The following is a 12,354-nucleotide window of genomic DNA, read 5'->3' as shown; positions in this document are numbered from 1 at the left end:
CGATGACCGACGACACGACGGACGCCCCGCACGAGCAGGGCAGCCAGTGGTACGACGGCGAGGCCGGACCCCTGGTCCGCCCCTACGCCATGACCGGCGGCCGCACCCGGCCCGGCCCCGCCGGGGTGCGCTTCGACCTGATCTCCCTCGTCACGCTCGACCCCGCCGGCCCCCCGGCCGGCGACACCGCGCTCGGCCCCGAACACCGGGCGCTGATCGACCTGTGCCGGCCCGAGACGCAGTCGGTCGCCGAACTCGCCGCGGGCGCCGACCTGCCCGTGGGAGTGGTCCGGGTGCTCGTGGGCGACCTCATGGAACTGGGCTGCGTCACCGTCAGCCGCCCGGTACCTCCCGCGCACCTGCCCGACGAACGAATACTGCGCGAGGTCATCGCGGGACTGCGGGCGCTGTAGATGAAGCTTCACGGTCAATCGGACGCCCACCGCCCCCGTTCCGCGGCCAATTCCGACCCGAACCCGACGCGCACCGGCCACATCGGACCCATACCGGTCCTGCCGCCCGCGGCGCCGCCGCAGGCGTCATGATGCTGGCTCCGCAACCCGACGACGATCGCACCCGGCCCACCTGAGAGAAGTGATCATGGCCTCCGAGCACCTCGACGCCGCCGGCGACACGTCCGCCATGGCGCTGAAGATACTGGTCGCCGGCGGATTCGGCGTCGGCAAGACGACCCTGGTCGGGGCCGTCAGCGAGATCCGGCCGCTGCGCACCGAGGAACTGCTCAGCGAGGCGGGCCAGTCGGTGGACGACACCGACGGCGTGGACCACAAGGTCACCACCACCGTCGCCATGGACTTCGGCCGGATCACCATCCGTTCCGGCCTCTCCCTGTACCTGTTCGGGACACCGGGACAGGACCGCTTCTGGTTTCTGTGGGACGAACTGTCGCAAGGAGCCCTCGGCGCCGTGGTCCTCGCGGACACCCGGCGGCTGGAGGACTGCTTCCCGGCGGTCGACTACTTCGAGCACCGGCACATCCCGTTCGTCGTGGCCGTCAACTGCTTCACCGGCAGCCGGAGCTACGGCGCCCAGGACGTCTCGCGCGCCCTCGACCTGGACCGGGGCACACCGGTGGTCCTGTGCGACGCCCGCGACCGGGACTCGGGCAAGGAGGTGCTGATCCGGCTCGTCGAGTACGCCGGGCGGATGCACACGGCCCGGCTCCTCGACTCCGTCGGCTGACACTGCCCGCCCCGACGGTCGCCCGGCCACCGCCCGCCCGCAAGGCCGGCCTGTGCCGGTCCGTGCAGCGGTGCCCAGCCGCCCGGGAGTCCGGTGCCTGCCGTCGTCCGTCGGTCATCTTCCGCGCCGTGCCCCCGTTCTCCTTGCCGGGACGGCGGTGGTGGTGAAGGCTGGCCGCAGATCCTTCAGCCAGGGGGAGACGCGACACGGGGAGACCGACATGGCGCAGAACCAGGGACTCGGCTGGCTCCTGGACGACCTGACCCAGCGGGTGGACCACGTACGGCACGCACTGGTCCTGTCGAACGACGGACTGGTGACCGGGGCGAGCACCGGGCTGCGCCGTGAGGACGCGGAGCACCTCGCCGCCGTCGCCTCCGGCCTGCACAGCCTGGCCAAGGGATCCGGCCGCCACTTCGGCGCCGGCCAGGTACGCCAGACGATGATCGAGTACGACGACGCCGTCCTGTTCGTGACCGCCGCCGGCACGGGCAGCTGTCTGTGCGTCCTCAGCGGCGCGGAGGCCGACATCGGCCAGATCGGATACGAGATGACCCTGCTCGTCAACCGCGTCGGCGAGCACCTCGCCGTGGACGCCCGGCAACCTGAACGGATCTCGCCCACCGACCTCTGACCTGGTATTTCTCTCGGACGCGGTGAGTTATCCACAGGCTCGCCGGGCCGAGCGCCGGACCGGCTACGGTTTTTCCACGGCCACCGCAGACCGCGTGGGCCACCGACTCCACGGGGGAGAACCACCATGTCCGGCAGCACCATGACCCCAGCCCGCCCGCTCACCTGGACGCCCGGCCGGGCCGCACGTGAACTGGGCCTCAGGCGCGGCGAGTTCGACCTGGCCGTCCACCTCGGCCGGGTCCGCACCGTGCCCGACGACGGAGGCGGGGGCGGCCGCCGGGTCGAGCGCGCCGAGATCGAGCGGCTGCGCTCCCGGACGGGCTTCCCCGACGCGCTGCGCGAACAGGTCAGGGCAGTGGGCAGCGCGGAAGCCGCGGCCCTCATGAACGTGCCGGCGGGCAGGTTCACCCGCCTGGCACGGCTGGGCCTGGTCACGCCGGTGACGTTCTACCTCAACCGCTACCGGGCCGTCGTGTGGCTGTATCTGGCCGAGGAACTGCGGGAGTTCGCCCGCGACGACAAGAACGCGTTCCTGCTCACCGGTCGCACGCCCGAAACGCTGCGCGACCAGCTGGCCACGGGCCTGGACCTGCGGGCCCGCAACTGGCGCGGCCGCCATCTGGGATTCCTGCTGCGCGGGTCCGAGCAGCCCTGGGCGCACGCCGGGGTCATCGCCGCCTTCCTCGCCCCGATGGACGTGGCGGACGTCGTCACGGACCCCCACGAGCGCGCGCAGGTCAACCGGTTCCGGCCGGGATCGCCCACCCACGGCACACCGGGGACACCCGCGGCGGACCTGGCCGAACAGCTCATGACGGCGGACGACCCCGATGAGCGGACCTGGCTGCGGCACGAGCTGGCGCGCACGGTGGAGGAGGCGCGCGCCCTGGGCCCCGCCCCACGCCCCACTCCGCGGCACGGCCGGGCAGCGGCGCAGCGGCACGGAAAACCCGCCGCGGTCCCGCAGGCGCAGCCCGGTGCCGCCACCGCTGAGCCGCCGGCCACCGGCCCGGCCCGGGGACTGCTGTCCTGGCTGCGCCGCGGAAGCCCCCGGCCCGGGACGACCTGAACCGGGGGCCCCGTGCTCACAGGGACCTGAACAGGCCTTCCTGCACGACCGAGACGAGCAGGCGCCCCTGAAGGTCGTAGATGCGCCCGCGGGCCAGACCGCGGCCGCCGGTGGCGACGGGGGACTCCTGGTCGTACAGGAACCACTCGTCGGCGCGGAACGGGCGGTGGAACCACATGGCGTGGTCCAGCGAGGCCATGTCGAAGTTGCGCGGCCCCCACAGGGGTTCCACCGGGATGCGCACGGCGTCCAGGAGCGTCATGTCGCTGGCGTAGGTCAGGGCGCAGGTGTGCACCAGCGGGTCGTCACCCAGCGGCCCCACCGCACGCATCCACACCGCGCTGCGCGGCTCCGCCCCCGCTATCTCCTCGGCGTTCCAGCGCAGCCGGTCGACGTACCGGATGTCGAAGGGCTGGCGGCGCGCCATCCGCTCCAACTGCTCGGGCAGCGCGCCCAGATGCTTGCGGACCTCCTCGGTCACCGTCGGCAGCGCCTCGGGGTCCGGCACCTCGCGGGCCGGCGGCAGCTGATGTTCGAACGGTCCTTCCTCAGGCTTGTGAAAGGAGGCGGTCAGATTGAAGATCGTGCGGCCCTGCTGGACGGCCGTGACCCGGCGGGTGGTGAAGGACCGGCCGTCGCGAACGCGCTCCACCTGGTACACGATCGGCACGCCCGGCCGCCCCGGGCGCAGGAAGTACGCGTGCAGCGAGTGCACGGGGCGTTCGCCGTCCGTGGTGCGTCCGGCGGCGACCAGCGCCTGGCCCGCCACCTGGCCGCCGAAGACCCGCTGCAGGGACTCCTGCGGGCTCGCGCCGCGGAATATGTTGACCTCGATCTGCTCCAGGTCGAGCAGGTCGACGAGCCTCTCGGCCGGATTCGTCATGGGTGATGTTCTCCTGTGCTCACAGCTGACCGACATCGGTGACCCGGACGACCGCACGGCCCTCGGCGTCGGAGGCCGCCAGGTCGACCTCCGCACTGATGCCCCAGTCGTGGTCGCCGGCGGGGTCGTCGAAGATCTGACGGACCCGCCACAGACCGTGCTGCGGTTCTTCCTTGATCACGAGCAGTTTGGGGCCGCGCGCGTCGGGGCCGGTGCCGAGGTCGTCGTACTCGTCCCAGTACTTGTCCATCGCCTCGCCCCAGGCCTGCGCGTCCCAGCCCGACTCCGCGTCCAGCTCGCCGAGTTGGTCGACCTGGTCGAGGGCGGCCAGCTCCACGCGGCGGAACAGCGCGTTGCGGACGAGGACGCGGAAAGCGCGGGCGTTGGTGGTGACCGGCTTCACCTCGTCGGCCTTCTCCTGCGCCTCCTCCGCGGTCATCTCCTCGGGGTTGGCCAGTTGCTCCCACTCGTCCAGCAGACTGGAGTCGACCTGGCGCACCATCTCGCCGAGCCACTCGATCAGGTCCTGCAGGTCTTCCGACTTCAGGTCGTCCGGGATGGTGTGGTCGAGGGTCTTGTAGGCACTGGCCAGGTAGCGCAGCACGATGCCCTCGGTGCGGGCCAGCTCGTAGTGCGACACCAGCTCGGTGAACGACATGGCGCGCTCGTACATGTCGCGCACGACCGACTTCGGCGACAGCGGGTGGTCGCCGACCCACGGGTGGCTCTTGCGGTACGTGTCGTAGGCGTGGAAGAGCAGCTCTTCCAGGGGCTTCGGGTAGGTGACGTCCTGGAGGCGCTCCATGCGCTCCTCGTACTCGACGCCGTCCGACTTCATCGCGGCGACCGCCTCGCCGCGCGCCTTGTTCTGCTGGGCGGCCAGGATCTGGCGCGGGTCGTCCAGGGTGGACTCGACGACGGACACCATGTCGAGCGCGTAGGACGGCGACTCCGGGTCGAGCAGCTCGAACGAGGCGAGCGCGAACGTCGACAGCGGCTGGTTGAGCGCGAAGTCCTGCTGGAGATCGACCGTGAGCCGGACGATGCGGCCCTCGGCGTCCGGCGTGTCGAGCTTCTCGACGATGCCGCCGTCGAGCAGCGAGCGGTAGATGGCGATGGCACGCCGGATGTGCCGCAGCTGCTGCTTGCGCGGCTCGTGATTGTCCTCGAGCAGGTGACGCATCGCCTGGAAGGCGTTGCCGGGCCGGGCGATCACCGACAGCAGCATCGTGTGCGTGACCCGGAAGCGCGAGGTCAGCGGTTCCGGCTCCGACGTGATCAGCTTCTCGAAGGTGTTCTCCGTCCAGCCGACGAAGCCCTCCGGCGCCTTCTTGCGCACCACCTTGCGGCGCTTCTTCGGGTCGTCGCCCGCCTTGGCCAGGGCCTTCTCGTTCTCGATGACGTGCTCCGGCGCCTGCGCCACGACCAGGCCCGCCGTGTCGAAGCCCGCCCGGCCGGCCCGGCCCGCGATCTGGTGGAACTCCCGGGCCCGCAGGGTGCGCACGCGGTTGCCGTCGTACTTGGCCAGGGCGGTGAACAACACGGTGCGGATGGGTACGTTGACGCCCACTCCGAGGGTGTCGGTGCCGCAGATGACCTTCAGCAGGCCGGCCTGCGCGAGCTTCTCCACCAGGCGCCGGTACTTGGGCAGCATCCCGGCGTGGTGGACGCCGATGCCGTGGCGGACGTACCGGGAGAGGTTGCGGCCGAACTTCGTGGTGAAGCGGAAGTTGCCGATCAGTTCGGCGATCCGGTCCTTCTCCTCGCGCGAGCACATGTTGATGCTCATCAGCGCCTGGGCCCGCTCCACGGCCTGCGCCTGCGTGAAGTGCACGATGTACACCGGCGCCTGCTTGGTCTCCAGCAGCTCGGTGAGGGTCTCGGTGAGCGGAGTGAGCTGGTACTCGTACGACAGCGGCACCGGGCGGGTGGCCGAGCGCACCACCGAGGTGGGACGGCCGGTGCGGCGGGTGAGGTCCTGTTCGAAGAAGGAGACGTCGCCCAGAGTGGCCGACATCAGGATGAACTGCGCCTGCGGCAGCTCCAGCAGCGGGATCTGCCAGGCCCAGCCGCGGTCACCCTCCGCGTAGAAGTGGAACTCGTCCATCACGACCTGGCCGACGTCGGCGTTCCTGCCGTCCCGCAGCGCGATGGACGCCAGTACCTCGGCGGTGCAGCAGATCACGGGCGCGTCGGCGTTGACCGAGGCGTCACCGGTGAGCATGCCGACGTTCTCGGTGCCGAAGAGCTTGCACAGCTCGAAGAACTTCTCCGACACCAAAGCCTTGATCGGAGCGGTGTAGAAGGTGACCTCGTCCCGGGCCAGCGCCGCGAAGTGCGCACCCGCGGCGATCATGGACTTGCCGGAACCGGTCGGCGTCGACACGATCACGTTCGCCCCGGAGACCACCTCGATCAGCGCCTCCTCCTGGTGGGGGTAGAGGGTGAGACCGCGCTCCTGGGCCCACGACTCGAAGGCTTCGTAGAGGGCGTCGGGGTCGGCGGTCGGCGGGAGCTGATCGATGAGGGTCACGCACCCATCTTGCCTGGCCTTGCCGCCCAGGAGGGAATCGGCTGCGAGCGCGACGATCATGACCGCTACGCTGTGTCGCCGGGGCGGCGCCGGCGCACCAGGTCAACTGGTCGGCGTGACACGAGGAACGGGGCGGACAGCGGCCATGATGGGACCAGCACACTCACTGTCGGGGGCCGCGGCCTGGCTGGGCGTCGGAGCGGCCGCCGCGGCCGCGGGACACACGATGCCCTGGCCGGTCCTCCTCGCCGGAGCCCTGATCTGTGCCGGTGCCGCGCTCACCCCGGACCTGGACCACAAGGCGGCCACCATCTCGCGGTCCTTCGGGCCGCTCTCGCGCTGGATCTGCGAGGTCGTGGACAAGCTGTCCTACGCCGTCTACAAGGCGACCAGGAAGCAGGGCGACCCGCGCCGGGCCGGCGGCCACCGCACCCTCACCCACACCTGGCTGTGGGCGGTCCTGCTGGGCGCGGGCTGCTCGGGGGCGGCGGTCGGCGGAGGCCGCTGGGCGGTACTGGCGATCCTCTTCGTGCATCTGGTGCTGGCGATCGAGGGCCTGCTGTGGCGGGCCGCCCGGGGTTCCAGCAGCGACGTGCTGGTGTGGCTGCTGGCGGCGACCACGGCATGGATCATCGCGGGCATCCTGGACGAGCCGGGCAGGGGCTCCCACTGGCTGTTCACCGCGCCGGAACAGAGCTACCTGTGGCTGGGACTGCCGGTCGTGCTGGGCGCCCTGGTGCACGACATCGGGGACGCGCTGACGGTCTCCGGCTGCCCGATCCTGTGGCCCATCCCGGTCGGTCGCAAGCGCTGGTACCCGCTGGGACCGCCGAAGGCGATGCGCTTCCGGGCGGGCAGCTGGATCGAGGTGAAGGTGCTGATGCCCGTGTTCATGCTGGCCGGAGGCGTGGGCTGCGCGGCCGCTCTCAACGTGATCTGAGGCGCGGACCGGACGGCTCAGCCGGACTGCGCACCGGAGCCCGCCCCGCCGTACCGGCGCTCGAACCGGGCGATGCGGCCCTCGGCGTCGACCGTGCGGGCCTTGCCCGTGTAGAACGGGTGGCTCTCGGAGGAGATCTCCACGTCGACCACGGGGTAGGTCTCGCCGTCGTCCCACTCGATGGTCTGCTCGCTGTTCGCGGTGGACCGGGTCAGGAAGGCGTACCCGGCGGCACGGTCGCGGAAGACCACGAAGCGGTACTCGGGGTGCTTGTCCTGCTGCATGGCGGCTCCTCGCGCGGGGTGGTCGGACAGGGGGCGTGGGCGTCAGGTGTACAGGGCGTCCTCGTCGACGACGTGCATCGCGGCCTCCTCGGCGGAGGCGGCGGCGCCGTCGATGCCGACGTCGGTGGCGACGAGGGCGCTCTCCTCGTCGTCGTGGGCGCCTTCGTCGGGGGCGACCAGCCGGCCGGAGCGCAGGGCGCCGACCTCGTTGTCGAGCGGTTCACCGTCGGTGTCCTGGCAGTCGCCGATGCCGTCGCCGCCGGGCACACCCGGGTCAGGCAGTTCCTCGGCGAGACGCTGGTCCAGCGTCTCGCCCCGGTGCCGCTCCGCGGCCGTCACACCGGTGTGCTCCACCGCCAGCGGCCGCTCCGGAGGGGACCAGCCGCGGTCCATCGGATCGTTGACGTCGTCGGAGTCCAGAGTGTCCTCCACGTCGAGCAGGCCCGAGTCGTCCTGGATCTCGGAACTGTCGGGCTGGTATACGTCGTCTCCCCATCCGTCGGCGCTGTCCACGGATACCTCCAGGTGGTGGGGACGGCCCGTTGTCGCCGTGGCGTGCGGCGAGCCGTCTGCACGCGTCTGACCCGGCGCGAACCGGAGGACTCACGCGCGCTCCCCGAGCCGGTGCCGCTATCCACCCTTCCACCCCGCTTCGGGGGCGCGCAACGGCACAGCCGCCCGCCCGCGACCGCGGCCACCCTGCCCGGCCCGTACCGGTGGCGTGCGCGAGCGGGCCTGGGCCCACCGGTGCCGGGACGCACCAGCGGGGCGCCGGCCCGCCGCCCGGCGGCAACCGGACCCGAGCCGGCCCGCTCCCCGGCGGCAACCGGACCCCGGCCAGGCCGCTCAGCCATGCCAGGACCGCCACAGCGCCGCGTAGGCGCCGTCCGCCGCGACCAGCTCGTCATGGCTGCCCAGTTCGCTGATGCGGCCCTCCTCCACGACGGCGATGACGTCGGCGTCGTGGGCGGTGTGCAGCCGGTGGGCGATGGCGACCACCGTGCGGCCGTCCAGGACCCGGCCCAGGGAGCGTTCGAGATGGCGTGCCGCGCGCGGGTCGAGGAGCGAGGTCGCCTCGTCCAGGACCAGTGTGTGCGGGTCGGCCAGCACCAGCCGGGCCAGCGCGATCTGCTGGGCCTGGGCCGGGGTCAGGGCCTGCCCGCCGGAACCGACCTCGGTGTCCAGCGCGTCGTCCAGCGCGCGTGCCCACCCGTCCGCGTCCACCGCGCCCAGGGCTGCCCACAGCTCGGCGTCGGACGCGTCGGTCCGGGCCAGCAGGAGGTTGTCGCGCAGGGAGCCGACGAAGACGTGGTGCTCCTGGTTGACCAGGGCGACGTGCGAGCGCACCCGTTCCGCGGGCATCCGGGACAGCTCGGCGCCGCCCAGGGTGATCCGGCCGTCCCGGGGGGCGTAGATGCCGGCCAGCAGCCTGCCCAGGGTCGACTTGCCCGCCCCCGAGGGGCCGACCAGGGCCATCCGGGTGCCGGGCGCGACCTCCAGGGAGACCTTGCGCAGCACGTCGACGCCCTCGCGGTAGCCGAAGTGCACCCGGTCGGCGTGCACCTCGCGCCCCTCGGGAGCCACCGAGGCGTCCGCCGCCTCCGGCTCGATCTCGCGCACTCCGACGAGGCGGGCCAGCGAGACCTGGGCGACCTGCACCTCGTCGTACCAGCGCAGGATCAGGTTCACCGGGTCCACGAGCATCTGCGCGATCAGCGCGCCCGTCGTCAGCTCGCCCACGCTCACCCAGCCGTGCAGGACGAACGCGCCGCCGAGCATCAGGACGGAGCCCAGCACCAGGAGGTGCACGGTGTTGATGACCGGGAAGAGCACCGAACGCAGCCAGAGGGTGTAGCGCTCCCAGGCCGTCCACTCCTCGATCCGCCGTTCCGACAGCGCGATGCGGCGGCCGCCGAGGCGGTGGGCCTCGACGGTGTGACCCGCGTCCACGGTCTCCGCGAGCGCGGCGGCGACGGCGGCGTACCCGGCGGCCTCGGAGCGGTAACCGGAGGGCGCCCGTCTGAAGTACCAGCGGCATCCCGCCACCAGCACGGGCACGGCGATCAGCACCGCGGCCGCCAGCGGCGGAGCGGTGACCACGAGCCCGCCGAGCAGCAGCAGCACCCACACGACTCCGATCGACAGCTGGGGCACGGCCTCGCGCATGGCGTTGGCCAGGCGGTCGATGTCGGTGGTGATCCGGGACAGCAGGTCACCCGTGCCGGCCCGCTCCAGTACGCCCGGAGGCAGCCCGACCGACCGGACGAGGAAGTCCTCCCGCAGGTCGGCGAGCATCCGCTCGCCGAGCATGGCACCCCGCAGCCGCACCTGGCGCACGAACACGGCCTGCACGGCCAGCGCGAGCACGAAGATCCCGACGGTCGCGCCCAGATGCACCTCGCGCGCGCCGTCGGAGACCCGTTCCACGAGTCCGCCCAGCAGGTAGGGGCCCACCATGGAGGTGACCACGGCCACCGTGTTGACACCGATGAGGAGCAGGAAGGCCCGCCGGTGGCGGCGGAACAGCTCGGCCACGTAGGCGCGGACGGTGGCGGCGGAGCCGACGGGCAGGGTGGTGGCCGTCGTCGGTGCCGCCGGGTCGTACGCAGGTGGCGCAACGCCGATCATGCGCTCTCCTCGATCTCTTCCAGTTCCTGGAGTTCAGCGGCTTCGTCGAGTTCGGCACCTTCGTCGAGTGCATCGAGTGCATCGAGTGCATCGAGTGCATCGAGTGCATCGAGTCCGCCGAGTGCGCCGAGTTCCTCCGGTCCGTCGAGCGCCTCCCGGGGAGCTCGCGGTGCCTCGGCGCGCGTGCCGAGGCCGGTGCCTTCACCGGCGAAGGCACCGGTGCCCGCGGCCACGCTCACCCGCTCACCCGGTCGGCTGCCGACGGTCTCGTCCTCGGTCTCCCGGGTCACGACCGCCCGGTACCGGGGATCGCCGTGCAGGAGTTCGCGGTGCGCCCCGACCGCCGCGACCTCGCCCTCGAGGACGAGGACGACCCGGTCCGCGCGGTCCAGCAGCAGGGGGGAGGAGGTGAAGACCACCGTCGTGCGGCCCGACCGCAACCGCCGTAGCCCCTCCGCGATCCGCGCTTCGGTGTGGGAGTCCACCGCTGAGGTCGGCTCGTCCAGGACGAGCACCTCGGGGTCGGTGATCAGGGACCGGGCCAGGGCGAGCCGTTGGCGCTGGCCGCCGGACAGGGAGCGTCCGCGCTCGGTGATCCGGGCGTCCATCGGATCGTCGGCGCCCAGCGACCCCTGCGCGAGCGCGTCCAGCACGTCCCCGCACTGCGCGGCGGACAGCGCCTCCTCGGCATGCACGGCCCCGGAGGCGGGCACGTCGAGCAGGTCGCGCAGGGAGCCGGACAGCAGGACCGGGTCCTTGTCCTGGACGAGGACCGCGGTGCGGGCGGAGTCGAGGGGGAGGTCGTCCAGCGGTACGCCACCGAGCAGCACCGAGGGACCCGGTTCGGCGGGGTGGCCGCCCAGCCGTTCCGCGAGCCGTCCGGCCGCGTCCGGGTCGCCGCACACCACGGCGGTGAGCCGCCCGGTGGGCACGAGCAGACCCGTGGCCGGGTCGTACAGGTCACCCGCCGGTGCCCCGGCGTCCGCGTCCCGGGCGTCACCGGCGTTCCCGGAGCCGCGGGCGTCCGTGGTGCGTCGCAGGGACAGCACGCGCGCGGCGCGGCCGGCCGAGGGACGCGAGAAGGAGTACGCCATGGCGATCTCCTCGAAGTGCCGCAGCGGGTAGTTGAGGATCATCACCGCGCTGTAGACGGTGACCAGCTCGCCGACGGTGATCCGGCCCTGGCGGGCCAGCTGGACGCCGTGCCAGACGACCGCGATCAGCAGCAGCCCGGGCAGCAGCACCTGGATGGCGGAGATCAGCGACCACATCCTGGCGCTGCGCACGGCCGCGTGCCGGACGTCCTGGGAGGCACTGCGGTAGCGGTCGAGGAACAGCTCCTCGCCGCCGATGCCACGCAGCACCCGAAGTCCGGCGACGGTGTCGGAAGCAAGCTCGGTCGCCCGGCCGGCCTTCTCGCGCTGGACGTCGGCGCGGCGCGTCGCCCGGGGCAGCAGGGGCAGGACGGCGACAGCGACCGCGGGCAGCCCGACCGCGACGACCACTCCGAGGGCGGGCTGGTAGACGAGGAGGCCGGCACAGACCACGACGACGGCGGTGGCGGCCGCGGTGAAGCGGGAGACGCCCTCGACGAACCAGCCGATCTTCTCCACGTCACCGGTGGAGACGGCCACGACCTCACCGGCCGCCACCCGCCGGGTCAGCGCCGAGCCCAGGTGGGCGGCCTGACGGGCCAGCAGCTGCTGGACGCGGGCGGCGGCGGTGATCCAGTTGGTGACGGCGGTGCGGTGCAGGAAGGTGTCGCCGAGGGCGATGCCGGTTCCGCACAGCAGCATCAGACAGCCCGTCAGGGCGAGCCGGGTGCCGGAGCGGTCGATGACGGCCTGGACCGCGAGGCCCACGCAGAAGGGCAGCGCGGAGACGGAGACGAAGTGCAGCAGGCCCCAGGCCAGCGCCTTCAGCTGGCCGCCCAGCTGGTTGCGCCACAGCCACCACAGGAAGCGAGGACCCGAGCGCGCGTCCGGCACGCCGGGGTCGGGATACGGAAGGTCTTGGATCTGCATGACGTCCCAGGGGCTCGGTCGACGACATCGGACAGCGGAGAAGGCGAGCTGGAGCGGAGAAGGGGAAGCAGTGGACGGGGAGAGGCGAGTGGCGGAGCGGGGAGGGGGCCGGGGAGGGGCCGGCGGGAGCGGGGCGGGTACGGCAGCGGCGGTT

At 72.3% G+C, this 12,354-nt stretch carries 11 protein-coding genes; 5 read left to right on the top strand and 6 right to left on the bottom strand.

The window, feature by feature from the left end; genetic code table 11:
• Positions 1–2: 2 nt before the first annotated feature.
• From ACZ6CZ_RS14965 to ACZ6CZ_RS14950, 4 genes are all read left to right on the top strand, one after another.
• Complete coding sequence (locus ACZ6CZ_RS14965; protein WP_469019890.1) at positions 3–413, top strand: DUF742 domain-containing protein; 411 nt, start codon at positions 3–5, stop codon at positions 411–413.
• A 187-nt stretch (positions 414–600) separates the two neighbouring features.
• The gene (locus ACZ6CZ_RS14960; protein ID WP_469019888.1) at positions 601–1,203 is read left to right on the top strand and encodes a GTP-binding protein; all 603 of its coding nucleotides are present in this window, start codon (positions 601–603) and stop codon (positions 1,201–1,203) included.
• 220 nt (positions 1,204–1,423) lie between these two features.
• The gene (locus ACZ6CZ_RS14955; protein WP_469019884.1) at positions 1,424–1,837 is read left to right on the top strand and encodes a roadblock/LC7 domain-containing protein; all 414 of its coding nucleotides are present in this window, start codon (positions 1,424–1,426) and stop codon (positions 1,835–1,837) included.
• Positions 1,838–1,963: 126 nt separating this feature from the next.
• Positions 1,964–2,908 (top strand): DUF6397 family protein, encoded by a 945-nt coding sequence (locus tag ACZ6CZ_RS14950; RefSeq protein ID WP_469019882.1) that lies wholly within the window; start codon positions 1,964–1,966, stop codon positions 2,906–2,908.
• Between the two features lie 16 nt (positions 2,909–2,924).
• On the opposite strand, the gene ACZ6CZ_RS14945 is transcribed toward ACZ6CZ_RS14950, so the two are convergent.
• Positions 2,925–3,791, bottom strand: coding sequence for an acyl-CoA thioesterase (locus tag ACZ6CZ_RS14945; RefSeq protein ID WP_469019880.1), 867 nt, complete (start codon positions 3,789–3,791; stop codon positions 2,925–2,927).
• 19 nt (positions 3,792–3,810) lie between these two features.
• The gene (locus ACZ6CZ_RS14940) at positions 3,811–6,324 is read right to left on the bottom strand and encodes a DEAD/DEAH box helicase (protein ID WP_469019877.1); all 2,514 of its coding nucleotides are present in this window, start codon (positions 6,322–6,324) and stop codon (positions 3,811–3,813) included.
• Positions 6,325–6,469: 145 nt separating this feature from the next.
• Between ACZ6CZ_RS14940 and ACZ6CZ_RS14935 the strand changes: the two genes are divergently transcribed.
• On the top strand, positions 6,470–7,264 hold the full coding sequence (locus tag ACZ6CZ_RS14935; protein ID WP_469019874.1) for a metal-dependent hydrolase: 795 nt from the start codon (positions 6,470–6,472) through the stop codon (positions 7,262–7,264).
• Between the two features lie 17 nt (positions 7,265–7,281).
• Here ACZ6CZ_RS14935 and ACZ6CZ_RS14930 read toward each other — a convergent pair whose 3' ends face one another.
• From ACZ6CZ_RS14930 to ACZ6CZ_RS14915, 4 genes are all read right to left on the bottom strand, one after another.
• Entirely contained in the window at positions 7,282–7,548 is a 267-nt protein-coding gene (locus ACZ6CZ_RS14930) for a type B 50S ribosomal protein L31 (RefSeq protein ID WP_469019871.1), read from the bottom strand.
• Between the two features lie 42 nt (positions 7,549–7,590).
• Positions 7,591–8,061, bottom strand: a complete 471-nt coding sequence (locus ACZ6CZ_RS14925; RefSeq protein WP_469019869.1) for a DUF5709 domain-containing protein — start codon at positions 8,059–8,061, stop codon at positions 7,591–7,593.
• A gap of 333 nt (positions 8,062–8,394) precedes the next feature.
• Positions 8,395–10,176 carry an ABC transporter ATP-binding protein gene (locus tag ACZ6CZ_RS14920; RefSeq protein WP_469019867.1) on the bottom strand — a complete coding sequence of 594 codons (1,782 nt, stop codon included), beginning with the start codon at positions 10,174–10,176 and terminating at the stop codon, positions 8,395–8,397.
• On the bottom strand, positions 10,173–12,200 hold the full coding sequence (locus ACZ6CZ_RS14915) for an ABC transporter ATP-binding protein (RefSeq protein ID WP_469019863.1): 2,028 nt from the start codon (positions 12,198–12,200) through the stop codon (positions 10,173–10,175). The genes ACZ6CZ_RS14920 and ACZ6CZ_RS14915 overlap by 4 nt, the downstream gene beginning before the upstream one ends.
• Positions 12,201–12,354 lie beyond the last annotated feature (154 nt).

Source organism: Streptomyces sp. NPDC041135 (assembly GCF_055592085.1).
Note: the sequence above shows the minus strand (reverse complement) of the source record. Positions and strands in the feature narration are given on the sequence as shown.